Annotated in this window: 24 protein-coding genes; 17 read left to right on the top strand and 7 right to left on the bottom strand. The window is 67.8% G+C overall.

Features of this window, described 5'->3' with window-relative positions; translation table 11 throughout:
* The first annotated feature begins 70 nt into the window (after window positions 1-70).
* The 3 genes from L8951_RS09650 (at window position 71) to L8951_RS09640 (ending at window position 2,467) form a co-directional block, all read left to right on the top strand.
* A complete protein-coding gene (locus tag L8951_RS09650; RefSeq protein WP_244382827.1) occupies window positions 71-1,042 on the top strand; it encodes a type II secretion system F family protein in 972 nt (323 codons plus the stop codon).
* Window positions 1,043-1,063: 21 nt separating this feature from the next.
* Window positions 1,064-2,053, top strand: coding sequence for a type II secretion system F family protein (locus L8951_RS09645; protein ID WP_244382826.1), 990 nt, complete (start codon window positions 1,064-1,066; stop codon window positions 2,051-2,053).
* A gap of 171 nt (window positions 2,054-2,224) precedes the next feature.
* Window positions 2,225-2,467, top strand: a complete 243-nt coding sequence (locus tag L8951_RS09640; RefSeq protein ID WP_244382825.1) for a hypothetical protein — start codon at window positions 2,225-2,227, stop codon at window positions 2,465-2,467.
* Between the two features lie 6 nt (window positions 2,468-2,473).
* Here L8951_RS09640 and glyS read toward each other — a convergent pair whose 3' ends face one another.
* Both glyS and L8951_RS09630 read right to left on the bottom strand, forming a co-directional pair.
* Window positions 2,474-4,588 (bottom strand): glycine--tRNA ligase subunit beta, encoded by a 2,115-nt coding sequence (glyS, locus tag L8951_RS09635; RefSeq protein WP_244382824.1) that lies wholly within the window; start codon window positions 4,586-4,588, stop codon window positions 2,474-2,476.
* Window positions 4,585-5,448 (bottom strand): glycine--tRNA ligase subunit alpha, encoded by an 864-nt coding sequence (locus L8951_RS09630; RefSeq protein WP_244382823.1) that lies wholly within the window; start codon window positions 5,446-5,448, stop codon window positions 4,585-4,587. The genes glyS and L8951_RS09630 overlap by 4 nt, the downstream gene beginning before the upstream one ends.
* Window positions 5,449-5,731: 283 nt before the next feature.
* On the opposite strand from L8951_RS09630, the gene L8951_RS09625 reads away from it, so the two are divergent.
* From L8951_RS09625 to L8951_RS09575, 11 genes are all read left to right on the top strand, one after another.
* Window positions 5,732-5,926, top strand: a complete 195-nt coding sequence (locus tag L8951_RS09625; protein ID WP_244382822.1) for a helix-turn-helix transcriptional regulator — start codon at window positions 5,732-5,734, stop codon at window positions 5,924-5,926.
* A gap of 42 nt (window positions 5,927-5,968) precedes the next feature.
* Complete coding sequence (locus L8951_RS09620; protein WP_244382821.1) at window positions 5,969-6,406, top strand: hypothetical protein; 438 nt, start codon at window positions 5,969-5,971, stop codon at window positions 6,404-6,406.
* A 176-nt stretch (window positions 6,407-6,582) separates the two neighbouring features.
* Window positions 6,583-7,530 (top strand): TraB/GumN family protein, encoded by a 948-nt coding sequence (locus tag L8951_RS09615; protein WP_244382819.1) that lies wholly within the window; start codon window positions 6,583-6,585, stop codon window positions 7,528-7,530.
* A 104-nt stretch (window positions 7,531-7,634) separates the two neighbouring features.
* A complete protein-coding gene (locus L8951_RS09610) occupies window positions 7,635-8,591 on the top strand; it encodes a TraB/GumN family protein (RefSeq protein ID WP_244382818.1) in 957 nt (318 codons plus the stop codon).
* On the top strand, window positions 8,588-9,613 hold the full coding sequence (locus L8951_RS09605; protein WP_244382817.1) for a TraB/GumN family protein: 1,026 nt from the start codon (window positions 8,588-8,590) through the stop codon (window positions 9,611-9,613). Before L8951_RS09610 ends, L8951_RS09605 begins: the two co-directional genes overlap by 4 nt.
* A 150-nt stretch (window positions 9,614-9,763) precedes the next feature.
* Entirely contained in the window at window positions 9,764-10,453 is a 690-nt protein-coding gene (locus L8951_RS09600) for a 50S ribosomal protein L25/general stress protein Ctc (RefSeq protein WP_244382816.1), read from the top strand.
* Window positions 10,454-10,573: 120 nt separating this feature from the next.
* Entirely contained in the window at window positions 10,574-11,122 is a 549-nt protein-coding gene (locus tag L8951_RS09595) for a hypothetical protein (RefSeq protein WP_244382815.1), read from the top strand.
* 40 nt (window positions 11,123-11,162) lie between these two features.
* Window positions 11,163-11,732, top strand: coding sequence for an aminoacyl-tRNA hydrolase (gene pth / locus L8951_RS09590; protein WP_244382814.1), 570 nt, complete (start codon window positions 11,163-11,165; stop codon window positions 11,730-11,732).
* Window positions 11,729-12,319 (top strand): TIGR02466 family protein, encoded by a 591-nt coding sequence (locus L8951_RS09585; protein WP_244382813.1) that lies wholly within the window; start codon window positions 11,729-11,731, stop codon window positions 12,317-12,319. Before pth ends, L8951_RS09585 begins: the two co-directional genes overlap by 4 nt.
* 41 nt (window positions 12,320-12,360) lie before the next feature.
* Window positions 12,361-13,029 (top strand): SDR family oxidoreductase, encoded by a 669-nt coding sequence (locus tag L8951_RS09580; protein WP_244382812.1) that lies wholly within the window; start codon window positions 12,361-12,363, stop codon window positions 13,027-13,029.
* A gap of 72 nt (window positions 13,030-13,101) precedes the next feature.
* Complete coding sequence (locus L8951_RS09575; protein WP_244382811.1) at window positions 13,102-13,356, top strand: hypothetical protein; 255 nt, start codon at window positions 13,102-13,104, stop codon at window positions 13,354-13,356.
* Here L8951_RS09575 and L8951_RS09570 read toward each other — a convergent pair.
* Window positions 13,353-14,123 carry a hypothetical protein gene (locus L8951_RS09570; RefSeq protein WP_244382810.1) on the bottom strand — a complete coding sequence of 257 codons (771 nt, stop codon included), beginning with the start codon at window positions 14,121-14,123 and terminating at the stop codon, window positions 13,353-13,355. The genes L8951_RS09575 and L8951_RS09570 overlap by 4 nt on opposite strands.
* Before the next feature lie 147 nt (window positions 14,124-14,270).
* On the opposite strand from L8951_RS09570, the gene ychF reads away from it, so the two are divergent.
* Both ychF and L8951_RS09560 read left to right on the top strand, forming a co-directional pair.
* Window positions 14,271-15,371, top strand: coding sequence for a redox-regulated ATPase YchF (gene ychF, locus L8951_RS09565; RefSeq protein WP_244382808.1), 1,101 nt, complete (start codon window positions 14,271-14,273; stop codon window positions 15,369-15,371).
* A complete protein-coding gene (locus L8951_RS09560) occupies window positions 15,371-15,823 on the top strand; it encodes a MaoC family dehydratase (protein WP_244382806.1) in 453 nt (150 codons plus the stop codon). The genes ychF and L8951_RS09560 overlap by 1 nt, the downstream gene beginning before the upstream one ends.
* A 187-nt stretch (window positions 15,824-16,010) precedes the next feature.
* On the opposite strand, the gene L8951_RS09555 is transcribed toward L8951_RS09560, so the two are convergent.
* The 3 genes from L8951_RS09555 to petA are packed head-to-tail and all read right to left on the bottom strand — an operon-like array spanning window position 16,011 to window position 18,899.
* Window positions 16,011-16,997 (bottom strand): cytochrome c1, encoded by a 987-nt coding sequence (locus L8951_RS09555; RefSeq protein WP_244382805.1) that lies wholly within the window; start codon window positions 16,995-16,997, stop codon window positions 16,011-16,013.
* Between the two features lie 22 nt (window positions 16,998-17,019).
* Window positions 17,020-18,306 (bottom strand): cytochrome b, encoded by a 1,287-nt coding sequence (locus tag L8951_RS09550; RefSeq protein ID WP_244382804.1) that lies wholly within the window; start codon window positions 18,304-18,306, stop codon window positions 17,020-17,022.
* A gap of 11 nt (window positions 18,307-18,317) precedes the next feature.
* Window positions 18,318-18,899, bottom strand: coding sequence for a ubiquinol-cytochrome c reductase iron-sulfur subunit (gene petA / locus L8951_RS09545; RefSeq protein ID WP_244382803.1), 582 nt, complete (start codon window positions 18,897-18,899; stop codon window positions 18,318-18,320).
* A gap of 168 nt (window positions 18,900-19,067) precedes the next feature.
* Between petA and hemF the strand changes: the two genes are divergently transcribed.
* Window positions 19,068-19,919, top strand: a complete 852-nt coding sequence (hemF, locus tag L8951_RS09540; protein ID WP_244382802.1) for an oxygen-dependent coproporphyrinogen oxidase — start codon at window positions 19,068-19,070, stop codon at window positions 19,917-19,919.
* A 10-nt stretch (window positions 19,920-19,929) separates the two neighbouring features.
* Here the strand turns inward: hemF and L8951_RS09535 are convergent, their stop codons facing one another.
* Window positions 19,930-20,808, bottom strand: a complete 879-nt coding sequence (locus tag L8951_RS09535; protein ID WP_244382801.1) for a glycerophosphoryl diester phosphodiesterase membrane domain-containing protein — start codon at window positions 20,806-20,808, stop codon at window positions 19,930-19,932.
* Between the last annotated feature and the right edge of the window lie 37 nt (window positions 20,809-20,845).

Below are 20,845 nucleotides of genomic sequence, written 5' to 3'. Positions count from 1 at the left end.
CCGGGAAAGGGGGGGCGATCCCCATGTCGCCCCTCCCTCCCGCCACGCTTTATTCGAAGGGGTCACGCCCATGCTGTACGTCATGATCGCCGGGCTGTTCGGGGCCATCGTCCTCGTCGCGTTCGCCTTCCAGGGGCCGAGCCCCGAGAAGACGGCCAAGCGGCGCATGGAAATGGTGCGCGAACGGCATGCGGCGGACGGCGCGCTCAAGGCCAATGCCCAGATGCGGATCCGCAAGCTGATGGCGGATCGCAAGAAGAGCGGGGTCAACGACGTCTTCACCTCGCTGGTGCCGCGCCCGGCCGAGATGCAAAAGCGCCTCGACCGCACCGGCAAGAAGATCGACCTTGGCAAATATGCGATGATCAACGCCGCGATCACCGCGGTCATCGGCTTCGTCATCGCGCTCCAGGGGGCGCCTCTCCTGCTCGCCATCCTGCTCGGGATGCTGGTTGGCATCGGCGTGCCGCACTTCGCGATCGGCTATCTGATCAACAAGCGGCTCAACAATTTCAACGTCAACTTCCCCGACGCGATCGAGCTGATGGTGCGCGGGCTGCGCTCGGGGCTGCCGATCACCGAGACGCTCGGGGTCGTGGCGACCGAGATCCAGGGCCCGGTCGCCGAGGAATTCAAGCTGGTCTCCGACCGCATGAAGGTGGGCACCACGATGGAGGCCGCGCTGCAGGAGGTCGCCGATCGCCTCGGCACCCCCGAATTCCAGTTCTTCGTGATCACCCTGTCGATCCAGCGCGAGACCGGGGGCAACCTGGCCGAGACGCTCGCCAACCTCGCCGACGTGCTGCGCAAGCGCGCGCAGATGAAGCTCAAGATCCGCGCGATGAGCTCGGAATCGAAGGCCTCGGCCTATATCGTCGGCGCGCTTCCCTTCATCGTCTTCGTGCTGATCATGATGGTCAACCCCGACTACATGATGGGCTTCTTCGAGGACGAGCGACTGATGATCGCCGGCATGGGCGGGCTGTTGTGGATGTCGATCGGGGTGTTCGTGATGGCCAAGATGGTCAGCTTCGAAATCTGACGCGGGAAGAAGAGAGAGACAATGGAAACCACCGGTCCCACCCTCCTCGGCGTCGACGTCATGTGGGTCGCCACGCTGCTCTCGGCGGTCGCGGTCTTCGCGGTGCTCGTCGCGGTCTATGCCGCGACCACCGTGAAGGACCCGATGGCCAAGCGCGTCAAGGCGCTGAACGACCGCCGCGAACAGCTCAAGGCGGGCATCGTCGCCTCGACCAACAAGCGCAAGAAACTGACCAACAAGAACCAGGCCGCCGACCGCGTGCGCGGGCTGCTCGCCTCGTTCAAGATGCTCCAGGGCGAACAGGTCGAAAAGGCGCAGAAGCGCCTTGGGCAGGCCGGGATCCGCTCGAAGGAACTGGCCTATTTCATCATCTTCGCGCGCTTCGTACTGCCGGTCGTGCTCGGCATCGTGGCGGTGGTGCTGATCTATGTCGTCGACATCAAGCCCGACTGGTCGGCGCTCAAGAAATATCTCGCCGTCGCGGGCACCGTCGGGCTCGCCTACAAGGCCCCCGACATGTGGCTCGACAACCGCGTCGACAAGCGCTCGAAGGCGATCCAGAAGGGCCTGCCCGACGCGCTCGACCTGCTCGTGATCTGCGCCGAGGCAGGGCTGACCGTCGATGCCGCCTTCAACCGCGTCGCCAAGGAACTGGGCAAGGCCTATCCCGAACTGGGCGACGAGTTCGGCCTCACCGCGATCGAGCTGGGCTTCCTCAACGAACGGCGCCAGGCGTTCGAGAACCTCGCCAACCGCGTTGATCTCGAGGCGGTGCGCGGGGTCGTGACGACCATGATCCAGACCGAGAAATACGGCACCCCGCTCGCCAGCGCGCTGCGCGTCCTGTCGGCCGAATTCCGCAACCAGCGGATGATGCGCGCCGAGGAAAAGGCCGCGCGCCTGCCCGCGATCATGACCGTCCCGCTCATCCTCTTCATCCTGCCGTGCCTGTTCGTCGTCATTCTCGGCCCGGCCGCCTGTTCGATCTCGGATAGCTTCATCAGCAAATAGGCTCCGCGATCGCCCGAGCTTCCCTGGTGGGGGGAAGGAGCTGCCGCCTCGAGCCTACGGGCCCGGGGCGGCAGTTTTCGTTCGCCCCTCCCCCGCGCGCGCGGCTCGTTGCGGGCGCGTTATGGGAACTCCCCGCCCCCCTTCGCGGTTGGCGAGCAAAGGGGAAAAGAGATGACGCAATTCACGCAGGACCAGTGGATCATCATCGGGCTCGTCTTCGTGATGGGGCTGATCATCGGCGCCTTCCTGCTCGCCGGCGGCGGGCGCAAGTGGAAGGAGCGCTATCGCGCCGAGAAGGAGCGCCGCGAGGCGGTCGAGGCCGACTATGCCGCCGCCGAGAAGGAATGGCGCGAGAAGGACAGCCTGCGCGCCGCCGCGTTGCGCAGCGAGGGCCGGGCCGACCCCGCCGACTGAGCCCGCCTAGCCCTCGATGCGGCCGAAGTCGGCGATGCTGTCGGCGAGGCTGCGGAACCGCGCGAGCAGCCCGAGCCGGCGCGCGCGTTCCTCGGGCACCTCGGAGTTGACCGTCACCTTGTCGAAGAAGGCGTCGATCGGCCCGCGCAAGGACGCCAGCGCCTCCATCGCGGTGGTGAAATCCTCTTCCTCGAGCGCCTGGGCCGCGACCGGGCCGGCCTTCACCAGCGCATCGGCCAGCGCGGCTTCCTCGCCCGCGAGCGTCTCATGGTCCCACTGCGCCACCGCATGGTCGAAGCCCGCGCTCTCGCCGACCAGCGCGAGCGGGTCTTCCTCGCCCGTCTGCTCGACGCTGCCGGGGATCGCGCCGGAGCCTTCCACCCCCTCCTTCTTGAGGATGTTGGCGGCGCGCTTGTAGGCGGCGAGCAGGTCGCCCCCCGCCTCGGTCTCGACGAACGCCTGCAGCGCCTTCACCCGCGCGAGCAAGCGGACGAGATCGTCCTCCCCGCCCAGCGCGAACACCGCGTCGATGAGGTCGTGCCGTACCCCCGCCTCGCGCTGCTGCACCTTGAGGCGGTCGGCAAAGAAGGCGAGCAGTTCCTCGCCGTCGAGCTCGGCGCCGGGCACCCCCTTGGCGGCCTCCTCGAACGCCTTCGACAGCGGCACGCGAAGGTCGTTGTCGGTGATAATCTTGATCGAATGCAGCGCGGCGCGGCGCAGTGCGAAGGGATCCTTCGAACCGGTCGGCTTCTGCCCCTTGGCAAAAAAGGCGACGAGCGTGTCGAGCCGGTCGGCGAGGCCGACGACCTGCGCCAGCTTGCCCGGCGGGTCGTCGCGATACTGGTAGGCGATCGCCTCGGCCTGTTCCGAACTGAGGTCGCGGGCGAGGTAGCCACCGATCACGCCCTGCAATTCGGGGAACTCGCCCACCGTGCCGCTGGTCAGGTCGGCCTTGGCCAGCCGCGCCGCCTCTTCGGCTTCGTGCGGATCAACGCCGTCGACATGGGTCGCGACCTTGCCCGCCAGCACGGCGATGCGCTCGGCCTTCTCGGCATAGCTGCCGAGCCCTTCGAAGAAGACGCTGCGATTGAGATCGCGCGCGAGATCGCCGAGGCTGGCCTTGAGGTCGTTTTCCCAAAAGAAGCGCGCATCGCTCAGCCGCGCGGCGAGCACGCGCTGGTTGCCGTCGACCACCGCCTGCGGGTCGCTGCTCTCGATATTGGCGGTGCAGATGAAGGCGGGCGCCAGTCGCCCCTCGCCATCGCGCATCACGAAATATTTCTGGTCGGTGCGCGCGGTCAGCTGGATCACCTCCTCGGGCACGTCGAGGAAGTCGGGGTCGAAATTGCCCAGGAGCGGCACCGGCCATTCGGTCAGCCCCGCATTCTCGATCACCAGCCCCTCGTCCTCGATCAGCGTATAGCCCGCCGCCGCGGCGGCCTTCTTGGCGCCGTCGCGCACGATCGCCTCGCGCTCCTCATGGTCGACCAGCACATGCGCCATGCGCAGCTTCTCGACATAGTCGTGCGCGCCGCCGAAGGTGATCTCGTGCGGGTGGTGGAAGCGGTGGCCGAGGCTGGCCGCGCCGCAGGTCACCCCCTCCACGTCGACCGGCACGATGTCCTCGCCCAGCAGCGCGACGATCCGGTGCAACGGACGCACCCAGCGCAGCGCGCCCTCCGCGCCCGAGGCCGCGCCCCAGCGCATCGACTTGGGCCACGGAAAGTCGCGCACGATATTGGCGATCGCCGGGCCGAGGATGTCGGCGGTGGGCTGCCCCGGCTTGTCGACCACCGCGAAATAGGTCTCGCGCCCCTTCACGTCGCGCACCTCGAGCTGGTCCTTGGTGAGCCCCACCTTGCGCAGGAAGCCCTCGACCGCCTGTTCGGGCGCCGCCGTCGGCGGACCCTTGGTCTCCTCGCGCACCGCCTCGGTCTCGCCCGGCAGCCCGCTCGCGATCAGCGCCAGCCGCCGCGGGGTCGAGTAGGTGCGGATGCTGTCCGCCTCCAGCCCCGCCTCGGCGAGCTGCGCGGTGAAGAGCCGCTCGAGGTCCATCCTCGCCTTCGCCTGCATCCGCGCGGGGATTTCCTCGGAGAAGAGTTCGAGCAGGAAGTCGGTCATCGGCCCGCCTCCTCCAGCTCATGCTCGAGCCAGGCGGCGCAAGCCCCCTTCGCGAGGTCGCGCACGCGGCCGATATAGGCCTGCCGCTCGGCGACCGAGATGACCCCGCGCGCCTGCAGCGTGTTGAAGATATGGCTCGCCTTGATCGCCTGCTCGTAGGCGGCCAGCGGCACCGCGTTGCGCAGGCAGTTCTCGGCTTCCCCCGCCGCCTTCTTGAAGGCATCGAACAGCATCTCGGTGTCGGCCACCTCGAAATGATATTTGCTCATCTGCTTTTCATTCTCGAGGAAGACGTCGCGATAGGTGGTGCCGTCGTTGTTGAAGGCGAGGTCGAAGACATTGTCGACGCCCTGGATATACATCGCCAGCCGCTCGAGCCCGTAGGTCAGCTCGCCCGCCACCGGCTTGCAGTCGAAGCCGCCAACCTGCTGGAAATAGGTGAACTGCGTCACCTCCATGCCGTCGCACCACACTTCCCAGCCCAGCCCCCAGGCGCCCAGCGTCGGGCTTTCCCAGTCGTCCTCGACGAAGCGGATGTCGTGCTTCAAGGGATCGATCCCGATTTCGGAGAGGCTGCCGAGATAGAGCTCCTGGAGGTTCTCGGGGCTGGGCTTCAGCATGACCTGGTACTGGTAATAATGCCCCAGCCGGTTGGGGTTCTCGCCATAGCGCCCGTCGGTCGGGCGGCGGCACGGCTGCACATAGGCCGCCTTCCAGAGCCTGGGTCCCAGCGCGCGCAGCGTGGTCGCCGGATGGAAGGTCCCCGCCCCCATCTCCATGTCATAGGGCTGGAGGATCGCGCAGCCCTGCGCGCCCCAATAGGCGTGCAGGCGCAGGATAAGGTCTTGGAAGCTCAGCATGATGATCGTGGCTTTGGCGGGTGGCGTGGCCGAGGTCAAGCAAGTCGCGCTTTCCTGCCAAAAAGTTCGGTTAACGCGACAATTTGTCAGCTTGTCTTGACAAGTGTCAGCGAATCGCGACATAGTGTCAGCACAACATGACAACGGGGACCGACAACATGACCATCGAACTCAAGCTGGATTGGCGCAGCGGCATCGCGCTGGCGCTGTTTACCGGGCTCGTCCTGTTCGGCGCGGGCTATGCGCTCGGGCAGCTGCTCGCCGGCCTCGCCTGATCGACGCGGTGAAGAACCAGCTCAGGGTGCTGCGCGCCGTGCACGGCTGGAGCCAGGCCGAACTGGCCGGGCGGCTCGAGGTCTCGCGCCAGGCAGTCAACGCCATCGAGACCGGCAAGCACGACCCCTCGCTCCCCCTCGCCTTCAGGATCGCGCGGCTGTTCGGCAAGCCGATCGAGGAGATTTTCGATGACCAGGGCTGACCCCCTTCCCGCGGCCCGCCGCGCTTGCAAAGGATCCGACTGATGGATGCAACGCCCCCTACCGCTTCGCCCGGCGAACGGCGCGAGGCGCGCCGCGTCCGGCTGCAGAAGATCGTCATCGCTCTCGCGCTGCTCCTCGGCATGGGAATGGGCATCGGTTTCGGCCTCCTGTCGGTAGGCGGCGAGGACGCGTTCGCCGAGGGCCGCGAGTGGCCCACCGGCTTCGCCATCGCGGTGGCGGCGGGCGTGCTCGTCGTGATGCCGCTGCTGATGCTCACCGCGACCCGTACCGCGGACGAGCTCGAGATGGCGCACCAGGCGTTCGGCATGCAGGTCGGCGGGTTCGTCCTGCTGTGCGGCTACCCCGCCTGGTACGCGCTGTGGAAGGGCGGCCTTGTCCCCGAGCCCGGGCACGAGGTGCTCTGGCTCGGCTTTTTCGCGCCGCTGGTCGCGGGCTATGTCTTCCACCGTTTCCGCTGACGCGCGGCGCGCGGGGCGCACCGTGGCGCGGCGGCCACAAGGGGCGCAAGATCGCGCGCCGTTGGTCGAAAAGCGGGGCGAACGGTCGCGCCGCCCCTTGCCACCCCGCGCGCTAACCGCTTCCCATTGATCCGAAAATGAATTGTCGAGAAGTTTTAAACCCGAAAGGAATAGAGATGAAGATGCGTATCCAGACCCTTGCCGGCACCGCGCTGGCCGCCCTGTCGCTCGCCGCGGCGCCCGCGCTGGCCGACGACCATGCCGTCGCCGCTGCCAACGCCGATGCCGCCGCCGCCGACGCGCTCGTCGCGGTCGATGCCGATCCCGCGCTGTGGGTGGTCGAGGACGAGGACACCACCATCTACCTGTTCGGCACCTTCCACGCGATGAAGCCGGGGGTCGACTGGTTCAACGACGAGGTCCGCACCTCCTACGATGCCGCCGACGAGGTGGTGGTCGAACTGGTCCCGCCGACCGATCCCGCCGAGATGCAGCCGATCATCATGCAATATGCGGTCGACCGGTCGGGCACCCCGCTGTCCGCCAAGCTGTCGGCGCAAGCGCGCACCGAGCTGCACGCCACGCTCGCCGAGATGGGCGCGCCAGCGCAGGCCTTCGACATGTTCAAGCCGGGCTTTGCCAGCGCCGCGCTGACCGCCGGGCTGATGCCCAAGATGGGGTTCGAGGAAGGCCTCGGGGTCGACAAGGCGATCATCACCGCCGCCAATGCCGACGGCAAGCCGATCACCGAGCTCGAGACGATGGAGGAGCAGCTGGCGCTGTTCACCGTCAAGATCGACGAGGCCGAGCAGATCAGGCTGCTCGAGGAAATGCTGCTTGAGCTCGACGAGATGGACGACACGCTCGAGACCATGCTGGCCGCGTGGAAGAGCGGCGACGAGGCGGTCTTCGCCGAGCTGTTCGCCGAGATGAACGACAGCAGCGCCGCCTTCTACGAGGCGCTCCTGACCGAGCGCAATGCCGACTGGGCGGAGTGGATCGACGCGCGCATGGACGCCCCCGGCACCGTGTTCGTCGCGGTCGGCGCGGGCCACCTCATGGGCGCCGACAGCGTCCAGCGCTTCCTCACCGACAAAGGCATTGCGTCGCGTCGCGTGAACTAGCATCCTGACCGGCACGACCGGCGAGCAGGGGCGCTTTCCGTGGGGAAGGCGCCCTTGTTTCGTTGGGGCCCCGCCGCGTCGGGGACATCAGGAGGAGAGCGACGATGACGATCGGCAAGACCCTTGGACCCGCGCTGCTGGCGGTTGCGCTCGCGGGGTGCGCGGCGGTCGATCGCGGGCTCGACGATTATGACCGCGCCGCCGCGATCCCGGTCGGCGAGGCGCGCAGCGCCGCCGACACCACCGACGCGATCGACCCCGCGCTGTGGGTCACGCGCGACGACGATACCACCATCTACCTGTTCGGCACCTTCCACCTCCTCCCCGAAGACTATGAGTGGCGCACCCCGACGATCGACAGCGCGATCGCGGCGAGCGACACGCTGGTCGTCGAAACGATCATCGATCGCGACGAGCCCGAGGCGCTCGGGCTCCTGATGGCGCGGATGGGGATGGCGCAGGACCTGCCCCCGATCGTCCAGCGGGTCGCCCCCGCCAAGCGCCCGCTGCTGCGCCAGAAGATCGCCCGCAGCGGGCTGCCCGAGAGCGCCTTCGACCTGATGGAAAGCTGGGCCGCGGGGCTCACGCTGTTCGGGCTGACCGCGACCCAGCTGGGGCTGACCGCTGAGGCCGGGGTCGAGACCGACCTGCGCGCGGCCTTCGCGCTCCAGGGCAAGGCGATCGAGCAGCTCGAGACCAACGAGCAGCAGCTCACCTATTTCGACACGCTCTCGCTCGAGGCGCAGCGCGACTTCCTCGAATCGGTGATCGTCTCGGACGAACAGACCAAGGCCGCCTTCGGCGCGATGCTCGCGGCCTGGACCCGCGGCGACACCGACGCCATCGCCGCGACCTTCAACGAAGGCATGCCGATGGGCACCGAAATCCGCAGCGCCATCCTGACCCGGCGCAACCGCGACTGGGCCGACTGGATCGCGGCGCGGCTCGACACCCCCGGGACCGTCTTCGTCGCGGTCGGCGCGGGGCATCTGGCGGGGGGCGACAGCCTGCTGCTGATGCTCGAGGCGGCCGGGCATCCGGTGACCCGGCTCGACGAGTGAGCGGGGGCGCGGGGGTGCGCGGCGCGCGGCGCCCCCTCGTCGCGCTGCTGGCCGCCGCGCTGGCGGCCGCGCCCGCCGCGGCGCAACCGAGCGTGGAGCTGATCGCGCGCAAGATCGACCCCGCGGGCCCCTGCTTCAGCGGGACCGAGCCCCCGCCCCGCCCCGCGCTCTGGGCGGTCGAGGACGCGGACACGACCATCTACCTGTTCGGGACGGTCCACCTGCTGGCGTCCACGACCTGCTGGCAGGACGCGCGCGTCACCCGCGCGATCGCGGCCGCCGACGAACTCGTCACCGAGGTGCGCACCGACCCGGGCCCGCTGGCCATCGTCGGGCTGCTCGCCGAGGTCGCCTTCGACCCCGCCAACCCGCCGCTGCGCGCGCGGCTCGACCCGGCGCACCATGCCACGCTCGACCGGCTGCTGGCGCGACAGCCGATGCCGCTGCCCGAGAGCTTCTACGACAAGATCGACACCTGGGCGCTCGCCGAATTCCTCCTCGACGGGCTGCTCGTCGGCGCCGAGGCGGGCGCCGACAGCGGGGTGGAGCACGAGCTCGCGCTGCAGTTCGAGGCGGCAGGCAAGCCGCACTCGGCGCTCGAGACGCTCGCCTTCCAGATCCAGATGTCCGACGCCTATTCGCTCGAACTGCAAGCTGCCTGGCTCGACAGCTGGTTCGCGGCGCGGCGCGAGGGGCACGCCGCCGGGGCCTTCGCGGGCGCGGGCTGGGACGCGATGCTCGAGCAGTGGCGCACCGGCGTCCCGCTCGACATCGCCGCCCATCTCGCCGCCACGGGGGGCGCCTTCGACCGCCGCGATGCCGCGCGCGATGCGCGCCTCACCGAGGAATATCTCGAGCATCTCCTCTATGCCCGCAACCGGCGCTGGGTCGACTGGATCGAGACCCGGCTCGCGGCCCCCGGCACGCTGTTCGTCGCGGTCGGCGCGGGGCACCTGGCGGGCGCGCGCTCGGTGATCGACGAGGTGCGCGCCCGCGGGTTGCCGCTGCGCCCGATCGACTGACCGGGAGGGGCCCCGCCGCGCCCGGCTTTCCCTTGCATCCGAGGGCCTTGCCCCCTATAGCGCGCCGGTTCGTCCCATGGTCATCCCTGGAGGCGTGGGCGAACGCGACGAAATTTCTCGTCTCGCAACAGATATATAAGGAAGAAGACTATGAGCGATCAGCTGACGCTGCCCGCCGAGCTGCGCGAAGGGACCGGCAAGGGAGCCGCCCGTGCACTGCGCCGCGAGGGCCGGGTCCCCGCCGTGATCTATGGTGGCAAGAAGGAACCGCTGGGTGTCCATGTCGAGGAGAAGCTCCTCCGCAAGATGATGGAAACCGGGCACTTCATGAACTCGGTGGTCGAACTGACCGTCGGCAAGGACAAGCACCGTACCCTGCCCAAGGACGTCCAGTTCCACCCGGTCACCAGCCGTCCGATCCACGTCGACTTCTTCCGCCTCGCCAAGGGCGCCTCGGTCGAGGTGCAGGTCCCGGTCCGCTTCGTCGACGAAGAGGAATCGAAGGGCATGAAGCGCGGCGGCGTGCTCAACGTCGTGCGTCACGAGCTCGAGCTGCTCTGCGACGCGGCCAAGATCCCCGACGAGATCGTGATCAGCCTCGCCGGTCTCGACATCGGCGATTCGATCCACATCAACTCGGTCGAGCTGCCCGACGGCGCGACCAACGCGATCGACCGCGACTACACCATCGCCACCCTCGTCGCCCCCTCGGCCATGAAGAGCCAGGACGACAAGGAAGGTGAAGAGGAAGTCGCCGCCGACGAGGTCCCCGCGACCGAGCAGTCCGGTGACGAAGGCGAAGACGGCGCCGCCGAGGGCGACGCCGACAAGGGCGAATAAGCCCGCGCTTTCCTTCCTCGCGAAGACAAGGGCGCCGTCCACCCCGCCGGGGTGGGCGGCGCTTTTCTTTTGGGGCGCGGCAGGCCATGCTTCCCGGCGCAGGGCGTTGTGGGGGGTGGCGTGAACGATTTCGAATATCTGGCGCTGGTGTGCGTCATCCCGCTCGGCCTCGCGCTGGTCGAGATCGCGCAGGGGCTCGCCGACGCGCTCAAGCGCCATGCGCGCGCGATCGGGTGGCTGACCCCGCTGGTCGCGCTCCTCCTCCTCCAGAACCTCGTGGTCATCTTCTGGAATCTGTACAACAACCAGCACCGCTTCGAGGTCTCGCTCCTCAACATCCTGATCGCGCTTGTCCTGTCGGTCGCCTTCTACCTCGCCGCCAGTTTCGCCTTCCCCGGCGCGAGCGAAGAGCAGGACGATCTCGATGCCTGGTTCATGCGGCATCGCGCAAAGTCGGTCGGGCTGGTCGGCTTCATCACCTTCTTCGCCGATGTCGTGGTGTTCGGCGAGGACCTGGCCTCCGACTGGCTGTACCGCCTGGTGGTGCTCGCCATCTTCCTCGCGCCGCTCGTGCTGGCGATCCGGACCGCCCGGATCGCCCGCGCCCGCACCTATCTCCTGATCGCCAACCTCATGCTCTTCCTCGTCGCCCTGTTCCTCTCGAGCTGACCGCTTGGTCGGCGCGCGCGATTGGGCTAAGCCCGCCCGCATGCAGATGTGGGTGGGGCTCGGCAATCCGGGCGAGAAATATCGGATGCACCGGCACAATGTCGGCTTCATGGCGGTCGACACGATCGCCGAGATGTACGGCTTCTCGCCGCCGAAAAAGCAGTTTCGCGGCGAGGTGCGCGAGGGACGCATCGGCCGCCACAAGCTCCTGCTCTTGAAGCCCGCCACCTACATGAACGAGAGCGGCGGGTCGGTCCGCGCCGCGCTCGACTTCTACAAGCTGGGCGCGGACGACCTTACCGTCTTCCACGACGAGCTCGACCTGGCGCCGATGAAGGTCAAGGCGCGCGTCGGCGGCGGGCTCGCCGGGCACAACGGGCTGCGCTCGATCAACCGGCACCTCGGCCCCGACTTCACCCGCGTGCGCATCGGCATCGGCCATCCCGGCGCGAAAGAGCGCGTCACCGGCCACGTGCTCGGCAATTATGCCAAGGCCGAGATCGACGATCTCGTCCACATGCTCGGCGCGATCGCGAGCGAGGCCGAATGGCTCGCCGAGCGCGATCTTGCCCGCTTCATGAACGACATCGCGCTGCGGCAGGGCGAATGAGCCGCACCCGCCTCCTCTTCGCCTCCCCGCTCTACGAGGCCCCGCTGAAGGTCGACCTCGCCGCGCTCGCCCGCACCGTGCGCAGCCTCGCCGAGGATGACGAGGCAGGACAGCGCTGGGCCGAGGAAAAGGACTATTGGGGCTATACCAGCTACGCCAGCCTCGATGACCTGCCCACCCGCGACCCCGCGATCGGCGACCTCGTGCCCTTGCTCGAGAAGCATGCGCGAGCCTTCGCGAAGGAACTCGGCTGGGACCATCGACCCACGCTCGATCATCTCTGGGTCAACCTCATGGACCCCGGCGCGCACCACAGCGCGCACATCCACCCGCACAGCGTCCTGTCGGGCACGCTCTACGTCGACATCCCCGAGGGCGCGGGCGCGATCCGCTTCGAGGACCCGCGGCTGCCGATGATGATGGCCGCGCCCTTGCGCGAGGAGGATGCGCCCGAGCATCTCCAGCCGTTCGTCACGCTGCGCCCGCGGGCCGGAACGCTGCTGCTCTGGGAAAGCTTCCTGCGCCACGAGGTGCTCCCCAACCATGGCGAGACCGAGCGCCTCTCGATCAGCTTCAATTTCGCCTGAGGAAGACCTAGGCTGCCCTGCGATTTAGCAGGAGACGCGTCATGCCTACCCTCACCCGCCGCCAGCTGATGCAGGCCGCTGCCGCCACCGGCCTTGCCGCCAGCCTCCCCGGTAGCGCCGCCGCAGCGCCCGGCGCGCTCGCAGGCAATCGTATCCTCGTTACCGGCTGTTCCTCGGGCTTCGGCCGCCTCACCGCGCTCCACTTCGCCCGTGCCGGTGCCACCGTCTATGCCACCATGCGCAACATGCCCCGCATCGAAGCGGCCGAGCTGACGCAGGTCGCCGAGGCCGAGGCGCTCGACCTGCGCACCCTCGCGCTCGACGTGCTCCGCCCAAACGAGGTCGCGGGCGTCGCCGCCAAGGTGGCCGAGGACGGCGGGCTCGACATCCTCGTCAACAATGCGGGCATCGGCATCACCGGCCCCGTGGAAGTGCAGGACGAAGAGGCCATCCGCCTCCAGTTCGATACCAATGTCATGGGCCATCACCGCGTCGCGCGCGCCTTCCTGCCGATGATGCGCGAGGCAGGCAGCGGCCACCTCTTCTTCGTCTCCTCGCAACTGGGCCGCGTCATCGCCCCGGGCGCGGGCCATTATTGCGCCACCAAGTTCGCGGTCGAGGCCATGGCCGAACAGCTCGCCTACGAGATCCAGCCCCATGGCCTCGGCGTCACCATCCTTCAGCCCGGCGGCTATCCCACCGAGATCTGAAAGAACCGCAACATCTACAACACGGCCCTGAAAGAGCGCATCGAGCCCGTCCATGCCGCGGGCTATCCCGAGATGGTCGCGCGCATGGGCACCGAGGACGGCTCGGGCCGCAGCGCCGACCCGATGGACGTGCCGCGCGCCATCGCCGAGATCGCCATGCTCCCCGCCGCCGAACGCCCGCTGCGCCGCGCCATCCACCCCGGCAACAAGCCGCAGATGGCGATCAACCGCGTGTCTGCCGAGACCCAGCTCGGCTGGGTCGGCCAAAGCCAGGCCTGGGGCCCCGCCGTCGAGGCCGTCCTGACCCCGTTGCCGCCGAGCGCCTAGCGGAGCATCTCCGAGCGCCGCTGCGCGACCCGGTTGGGATCGATCTTCGACGCCCGCACCGCCGCCTGCAGGATGATGCTCACCGCAAGGTCGGGATCGATCACGCCCTTGGTCATGGTCAGCACCCGCTGCAGCGCGAACCCGAAGGCAACCTGCCGATCGAGCGGCGGCACGCGATAGAGGTCGCAAATCTCGACCAGCCGGGGCCCGAAAGCTGCGACGATCTCGAGCGGGCTGTCGACCTGGTGCTGCGGCGGCAGGTCGAGCTCGAGGAAGGCATCCCCCGTCCCCGCTTTTTGCGCCACCGTCTTCATCTCTTGCATGATCATCTCGACGCTGACCCTGGCGCCGATCTGCGCCGCCGCGCCAAAGGCGAGGCTGATGAGCGAGGTCTGCTTTTCGGCAAGCATCTGGTTGGGCAGGTCACCGAAGAAATAGAGGTGACCGTCATCGCCCTTGAGCACGGTCATGCCGACGTCCTGCAGCTGCTTGCCTTCTTCGGCGAGCCGCTGGAGCAGCGGGGCGAGGCATTGCTGCCCGCCGATCGACGCGAGCGTCACGATGACATTCTCGACACGAATGCGGCCATCCTGCGCGACGGCTTCCTGCGTGGTTTCGAACAGGATGTTGCCGACCAGCTGGGTGCGTTGATAAGGCTTGTCGGCCTCCTCCCGGTCGAGATGCGCCAGCACATGCGCATGTCCGGGCTTGTCGCCACCCGGCGGCTGTTGCGGCGGGGTCGGCGGGGTCTTGCGGCGCCCGAACATCGGCATCCTCCTCGTTACGCGGAATCAACGACGCCCGCGATTAACCCGCCGATCTTGGCATCGGGTTAACGCCCGCCGCGCGCCATCGCTTGTGCCCCGTCGCCCCAGCGACTAGGGGAAGCGCACCTTTCCAATTCCGAGGGTTCCATGGGTTTCAAATGCGGCATCGTCGGGCTGCCCAACGTCGGCAAGTCCACCCTGTTCAACGCGCTCACCGAGACGCAGGCCGCGCAGGCCGCCAACTATCCCTTCTGCACGATCGAGCCCAACGTCGGGCAGGTCGCGGTGCCCGACGAACGGCTCGACAAGATCGCCGGCATCGCGGGCAGCGCCAAGGTCATCCCGACCCAGCTCGCCTTCGTCGACATCGCGGGCCTCGTGAAGGGCGCCTCGAAGGGCGAAGGCCTCGGCAACCAGTTCCTCGCCAACATCCGCGAGGTCGATGCCATCGTACACGTGCTGCGCTGCTTCGAGGATGACGACATCCAGCATGTCTCCAACCACGTCGACCCGATCGCCGATGCCGAGGTGGTCGAGACCGAATTGCTGCTCGCCGACCTCGAGAGCCTCGAGAAACGCGTGCCCAACGCGCAAAAACGCGCCACCGGGGGCGACAAGGACGCCAAGATCATGGCCAGCGTGCTCGGGCAGGCGCTCGACCTCCTGCGCGAGGGCAAGCCCGCGCGGCTGACCCAGCCCAACGACGAGGAAGAGGCCCGCCACTTCCGCCAGGCGCAGCTGCTGACCGCCAAGCCCGTCCTCTACGTCTGCAACGTCAACGAGGACGATGCCGCCAACGGCAACGAATATTCGGCGCGCGTCTTCGAGAAGGCGAAGGCCGAGGGCGCCGAGGCGGTCATCGTCTCGGCCGCGATCGAGGCCGACATGGTCGGGATGGAGCGCGAGGAAAAGCTCGAGTTCCTCGCCGAAATGGGGCTCGAGGAAACCGGCCTCAACCGCATCATCCGCGCCGGCTACGACCTCTTGAACCTCCACACCTTCTTCACCGCCGGCCCCAAGGAAGCCAAGGCCTGGACCGTGGCAAAGGGGGCCAAGGCCCCGCAGGCGGCGGGCGAGATCCACACCGATTTCGAACGCGGCTTCATCCGCGCCGAGACCATCGCCTATAACGATTATGTCGCGCTCGGCGGCGAAAGCGCGGCGCGCGATGCCGGCAAGCTGCGGCAGGAAGGCAAGGACTATGTCGTCGCCGACGGCGATGTCATGCTCTTCAAGTTCAACGTCTGATGCTGTTCTGGGACGATCTCAAGGTCGGCGAGACCTGTGACCTCGGCACCGCGCAAGTGACGCGCGAAGAGGTGATCGCCTTCGCCGAGCGCTACGACCCCCAGCCCTTCCATCTCGACGACAATGCCGCCGCGATGACCCATTTCGGCAAGATCTCGGCCTCGGGCTGGCATACCTGCGCGATGGTCATGCGCGTCATCGTCGACAGCTTCACCGAGCGCCAGCTCGTCAGCGTCGGCTCGCCCGGGGTCGATAACCTGCGCTGGCTCAAGCCCGTCTTTCCCGGCGACACGCTCGCCGTGACGAGCGAGACGCTCGAGCTTACCCCCTCGCGCTCCAAGCCCGGGCTCGGCTCCGCGCGCAGCCGCATCGAGGCGGTGAACCAGGACGGGGTGAAGGTCCTGTCGATGGAGACCATCCTCCTCGTCCTCAAGCGCACCAGCGCCGACTAGCCCGCCGGCCCTCCCCGTCATCCCAGCAAAGGCTGGGATCCATGCCAGCTCGCCTGCCAGTCGTCGCAGCGATAGGCCTCAGCCTTCGTTGGGCCGACGCTCAAGGTCGGCCTCCGACCCCGACAAGAAAGGGCCCGATGGATCGCTCCACCGGGCCCCTTTTCTTGTTCGCCGGAGCGAAGGGCGCCTAGCCCTTGACCCCGCGACCCGCCTCGGCGGCTTCGGCCTTGGCCTCTTCGCGCTCGGCCATATGCTCGGGATCGAGTGGCCCCTTGGCGACGACCTTGCGCTTCGCCTCGGCCCAGATCTGGCGATAGCTCAGATAGGCGAAGGTCGTCGCGAAGGCGAGGAAGATCAGCACCGCGAGCCCGGCATTCTTGCGGGTGTCGGCCTTGGGCTCGGCGGCCCACATCAGGAAGGCCGCAACGTCGGCGCTCATCTGCTCGACGGTGGCCTCGGGCGCGCCCTCGGGATATTCGACCTGCCCGTCGGCGGTGATCGGCGCGGGCATCGCGATGTTGAGGTTGGGGAACCACGGGTTGTGGTAGAGCCCGTCGCCCGGCTGCGCCTCGGGGAAGCGCTCGGCCAGCTCGGCCGCCGGCTCGTCATAGCCCTGGTAGGGCTCCTGGTAGCCGGTCAGCAGCGAGTAGATGTAGGCGGCCCCGTCGGGACGCGCCTTGGCGATGAGGCTCATGTCGGGCGGATAGGCGTTGTTGTTCGCCGCGCGCGCCGCGATCTCGTTGTCATAGGGGCTCGGGAAGCGATCGGCGGGCAGCGCCGGGCGCGTCGCCCGCTCGCCCGTGTCGGGGTTGATGGTCGGCACCTCGATCGGCCAGTTGGCGGCGAACGCCTTGACCTGCTCGGGGGTGTAACCGAGGTCCTCGAGGTTGCGGAACGCGACATACTGCATGCCGTGGCACGAGGCGCAGACGTTCTGGAACACCGCGAAGCCGCGCTGCAGCTGGGCCTGGTCGTAGCGACCGAACGGCCCCTCGAACGAGAAGTCGACGTCCTTGTTGGCCTTGTGCAGCGCATGCTCGGCGCTCTCCGCCGGCGGTTCCTTGAAGTAGTTCACCGCGTCGGTGATGAAGGCGATCACGAGCACCCCGATGAAGCCGAGGCCGATCAGGAACGCAAAGCCGCGGATGCCGATGAATTTCAGAAGCTGACCCATGGTCGTGTCGGTTCCTTCGTTCTTAAGCCTTGGCGAGCCCGTAGGGCGCGCTTTCCTCCGCCTCGCCGTGCAGCACCGAGCTCGAGATCGAGTTGGGCAGCGGCAGCGGCTTCTCGAACTTCGAGATCAGCGGCAGGATGATGAGGAAGTGAGCGAAATAGTAAGCGGTGGCGATCTGCATCACCGCGACCACCGGGGCGGTCGGTTCGGCACCGCCGGCCCAGCCGAGCAGGAGCACGTCGACGATCAGAATCGCGAAGAACACCTTGAACATCGGGCGATAGTGCCCCGAACGGATCGGCGAACGGTCGAGCCACGGCAGCAGGAAGAGCAGCAGGATCGAGCCGAACATCGCGATCACGCCCCACAGCTTGGCGGGCAGGATGAAGTCCACCGTGAACGCCTTGAGGATGCCGTAGAAGGGCAGGAAGTACCATTCGGGCACGATGTGCGCGGGCGTCGCCAGCGGGTTGGCCTCGATATAGTTGTCGGGGTGGCCCAGCGCATTGGGCGCGAAGAACAGCACCGCGGCGTAGAGCATCAGGAAGGCGAGCACGAACCAGCCGTCCTTGGCGGTGAAGAAGGGATGGAAGGGCAGCGTGTCCTTCTCGGTCTTCACGTCGACCCCGGTCGGGTTGGACGAGCCCGGGATGTGCAGCGCCCAGGTCTTGAGGATCACCACCGCCGCGATCACGAAGGGCAGCAGGTAGTGGAGCGAGAAGAAGCGGGTCAGCGCGGCCTGGTCGGGGGCGAAGCCGCCGAGCAGGAAGACGCGCAGCGGTTCGCCGACCACCGGGAAGGCCGAGAAGAAGCCGGTGATGACCTGCGCCCCCCAGTAGCTCATCTGCCCCCACGGCAGGACATAGCCCATGAAGGCGGTCGCCATCATCAGCAGGTAGACCACCAGCCCGAGCATCCACACTAGCTCGCGCGGCGCCTTGTACGAGCCGTAGAACAGCCCGCGGAAGATGTGGATGTAGACGACGATGAAGAAGAAGCTCGCGCCATTGGCGTGCGCATAGCGCAGGAACCAGCCCGAATTCACGTCGCGCATGACATGCTCGACCGAGGAAAAGGCGGTCGCGATGCCGCTGTTGTACCACATCGCCAGGACGATGCCGGTGACGATCTGGATCATCAGGAAGACGCCCGCGAGGACCCCGAAATTCCACGCATAGTTGAGGTTGCGCGGCACGGGATACCCCCCGCCGACGGCACCGTGAACCATACGCGGCAGCGGCAGCCGCTGGTCAATCCAGTGACCCAGCTGGGTCTTGGGTTCGTAAGGCTTAGCCCAGGCGAAACTCATGTTTTTTCTTCCTATCCGATCCGGATGAGCGTGTCGGAGACGAACTCGAAATCAGGTACGACGAGGTTGGTCGGCGCGGGTCCCTTGCGGATGCGCCCGGCGGTATCGTAATGCGACCCGTGGCAGGGGCAGAAATAGCCGTCGTAGTCGCCCTTGTTCTCGCCCTCGGCGGCGCCCAGCGGGACACAGCCGAGGTGGGTGCACACGCCCATCGTGACGAGCCAGTTCTGCTTGCCTTCCTTGGTCCGCTCGGCGAGCGTCTGCGGCTCGCGCAGCGCCGACAGCGGGACCGCGTTGGCCTCGGCGATCTCGGCCTCGGTGAGGTTGCGGATGAAGACCGGCTGCTTGCGCCAGCTGGTCTTGATCGCCTGCCCCCGCTCGACCTTCGAGATGTCGACCTCGATCGAGGCCAGCGCCAGCACGTCGGCGGGCGGGCTCATCTGGTTGAGCAGCGGGAAGGCCACCGCGCCGACCCCGACCGCGCCGAACGAGACGGCGGCGATATCGAGGAAGTCGCGACGACGCACGCCGTCGCCGGCCCCGTCAGTCTTGTCTTCGTTGAGGAGGGGGTCAGGCTGTTCGACCGTTGCCATGGATGATCCCTAGTCTTGGCTTCGCGAAAAAGGGGCCCTCACAGACATGGGGACCCGCACGGTTGGGCGCCTGATAGACGCGAAGGTCCCCGTTTGCCAAGGCCGGATTTTGTCTTTGCTGCCGCGACCGCGGGTTGCGCCCGGCGGGCGAGACGATAAAGCGGGCGCATGCAAGAGCTCGACGATCAGCAACAGGCCGCCCGCGACTGGTTCGAGGCGCTGCGCGACCGCATCTGCGCCGCCTTCGAGGAAATCGAACGCGAGGCCGGGTCCGACGCCACCTTCGATTTTGCCGACTGGAAGCGCGAGGATCCCTCGGGCGCCGACGGCGGCGGCGGCACCCGCGGCACGATGAAGGGCAAGGTGTTCGAGAAGGTCGGGGTCAACGTCTCGACCGTGGGCGGCGAGTTCAGCCCCGAATTCGCGCCCTCGATTCCCGGCGCCGAGGAGGACCCGCGCTTCTTCGCCACCGGGATCAGCCTCGTCGCACACATGGCCAACCCGCACGTCCCCGCGGTGCACATGAACACGCGCATGATCACCACCACCAAGCGCTGGTTCGGCGGCGGTGCCGACCTCAACCCGGCGATCCCCTATGAAGAGGACACCGCCGCCTTCCACGCCCGGCTGCGCGCCGCCTGCGCCGCGCACGACCCCACCTATTACGACAAGTTCAAGAGGTGGGCGGACGACTATTTCTACCTGCCCCACCGCCAGCGCCATCGCGGGGTGGGCGGCATCTTCTACGATCGCCTCGACGCCGCGGGCGAGCTGTTCGAGCCGCATTTCGCCTTCACCCGCGACGTCGGCGAGGCCTTCCTCGACATCTTCCCGCAGATCGTGCGGCGGCGGATGGACAGCGACTGGACCGAGGACGACATGGTCCGGCTGCTCGATTTCCGCGGGCGCTATGTCGAATTCAACCTGCTCTACGACCGCGGCACGCTGTTCGGGCTCAAGACCGGCGGCAATGTCGATGCCATCCTGATGAGCCTACCCCCGCTCGCGCGATGGGCGTAACGCGGCTCGCTCAGGGCGTCGGCGGTTCGGCGCTCACCGGGGGCACCCCCACCGCCGGGTCGGCGGGCTGCCCCGCGAGCTGGAGGTAGATGCGCGCGAGGATCGTCGAATAGACGATCGTCACCGCCGCCTGCGCCAGCGTCGAGACGAGCGCGGCGAGGAGCGCCGCCACCGTCATCGGTTCGACCGGCCCCAGCGCCAGCTCGATCGCCAGCCCGGCGATCAGCCCGACCGTCCCCATCACCAGCACGACCCCGATCGCGAACAGGAGGAGGAAGCCGAACAATCGCCAGAAATGGCCGCGGGTCAGCGCCCAGCCGCGCTTGACGATCCCGATCGGCCCGACGTCCTCGGCGGCCACCACCGGGGTGATGACCATCAGCCGCACGCCGACGTAGAGCAATGCGGCGAGCAGGAACAGCGCGCCGAACGCGGCCCCCGCCGACAGCCCCTGCATCGCCTGCGGCTCCCCGATCGCGCCGATCTCGCCGCCCGGCACCACCAGCAGCGCGAACAGGATGACGATCAGCGCGAGCGGGACGAGGAGCAGCAGCACCATCCCGATCACCGCGCCCAGCCGCCGCACCCCGCGCCCGAGCGCCCCCGCCACGCTCGCGCCGCGGAACAGCGCGAGGTAGCTGATCGCGATCGAGCCGATGAGGTTGATCAGCGAGAAGAGGAAGCTGAGGACGAGCACCCCCGCGCCGGCCTCGCCGCCGTCGACCGTCACCCCGCCCATCTGCAGGTCGGTCTCGCCCGGCGCGATGGTCATCAGCACGCTGCCGGGCAGCACCACGGTGGCCAGCGCCACGCTGAACATCAGTCGCCCGTCGCGCGCGATGATCGGACGGCTGTCGTCCCACGCCTTGCTGATCGACAGATTGGCCATTCTTGCAAATTCCCCCTGAGTGGTCGTCCGCCGCGAC

The organism is Sphingomicrobium astaxanthinifaciens, assembly GCF_022865105.1.
GTDB classification, from domain to species: Bacteria; Pseudomonadota; Alphaproteobacteria; order Sphingomonadales; family Sphingomonadaceae; genus Sphingomicrobium; species Sphingomicrobium astaxanthinifaciens.
This window is presented reverse-complemented; position numbering and strand designations above follow the sequence as displayed.

What these genes read in the sequence shown, in the direction of transcription:
- L8951_RS09650 (WP_244382827.1), top strand. Translation starts at nt 71, where the DNA reads ATGCTGTACGTCATGATCGCCGGGCTGTTCGGGGCCATCGTCCTCGTC.
- L8951_RS09585 (WP_244382813.1), top strand. Translation starts at nt 11,729, where the DNA reads ATGAGCCGCACCCGCCTCCTCTTCGCCTCCCCGCTCTACGAGGCCCCG.
- L8951_RS09555 (WP_244382805.1), bottom strand. Translation starts at nt 16,997, where the DNA reads ATGGGTCAGCTTCTGAAATTCATCGGCATCCGCGGCTTTGCGTTCCTG.
- L8951_RS09610 (WP_244382818.1), top strand. Translation starts at nt 7,635, where the DNA reads ATGACGATCGGCAAGACCCTTGGACCCGCGCTGCTGGCGGTTGCGCTC.
- L8951_RS09600 (WP_244382816.1), top strand. Translation starts at nt 9,764, where the DNA reads ATGAGCGATCAGCTGACGCTGCCCGCCGAGCTGCGCGAAGGGACCGGC.
- L8951_RS09550 (WP_244382804.1), bottom strand. Translation starts at nt 18,306, where the DNA reads ATGAGTTTCGCCTGGGCTAAGCCTTACGAACCCAAGACCCAGCTGGGT.
- L8951_RS09640 (WP_244382825.1), top strand. Translation starts at nt 2,225, where the DNA reads ATGACGCAATTCACGCAGGACCAGTGGATCATCATCGGGCTCGTCTTC.
- L8951_RS09580 (WP_244382812.1), top strand. Translation starts at nt 12,361, where the DNA reads ATGCCTACCCTCACCCGCCGCCAGCTGATGCAGGCCGCTGCCGCCACC.
- L8951_RS09570 (WP_244382810.1), bottom strand. Translation starts at nt 14,123, where the DNA reads ATGTTCGGGCGCCGCAAGACCCCGCCGACCCCGCCGCAACAGCCGCCG.
- petA (WP_244382803.1), bottom strand. Translation starts at nt 18,899, where the DNA reads ATGGCAACGGTCGAACAGCCTGACCCCCTCCTCAACGAAGACAAGACT.
- L8951_RS09645 (WP_244382826.1), top strand. Translation starts at nt 1,064, where the DNA reads ATGGAAACCACCGGTCCCACCCTCCTCGGCGTCGACGTCATGTGGGTC.
- hemF (WP_244382802.1), top strand. Translation starts at nt 19,068, where the DNA reads ATGCAAGAGCTCGACGATCAGCAACAGGCCGCCCGCGACTGGTTCGAG.
- L8951_RS09630 (WP_244382823.1), bottom strand. Translation starts at nt 5,448, where the DNA reads ATGCTGAGCTTCCAAGACCTTATCCTGCGCCTGCACGCCTATTGGGGC.
- L8951_RS09560 (WP_244382806.1), top strand. Translation starts at nt 15,371, where the DNA reads ATGCTGTTCTGGGACGATCTCAAGGTCGGCGAGACCTGTGACCTCGGC.
- pth (WP_244382814.1), top strand. Translation starts at nt 11,163, where the DNA reads ATGCAGATGTGGGTGGGGCTCGGCAATCCGGGCGAGAAATATCGGATG.
- L8951_RS09620 (WP_244382821.1), top strand. Translation starts at nt 5,969, where the DNA reads ATGGATGCAACGCCCCCTACCGCTTCGCCCGGCGAACGGCGCGAGGCG.
- L8951_RS09575 (WP_244382811.1), top strand. Translation starts at nt 13,102, where the DNA reads ATGGTCGCGCGCATGGGCACCGAGGACGGCTCGGGCCGCAGCGCCGAC.
- ychF (WP_244382808.1), top strand. Translation starts at nt 14,271, where the DNA reads ATGGGTTTCAAATGCGGCATCGTCGGGCTGCCCAACGTCGGCAAGTCC.
- L8951_RS09535 (WP_244382801.1), bottom strand. Translation starts at nt 20,808, where the DNA reads ATGGCCAATCTGTCGATCAGCAAGGCGTGGGACGACAGCCGTCCGATC.
- glyS (WP_244382824.1), bottom strand. Translation starts at nt 4,588, where the DNA reads ATGACCGACTTCCTGCTCGAACTCTTCTCCGAGGAAATCCCCGCGCGG.
- L8951_RS09615 (WP_244382819.1), top strand. Translation starts at nt 6,583, where the DNA reads ATGAAGATGCGTATCCAGACCCTTGCCGGCACCGCGCTGGCCGCCCTG.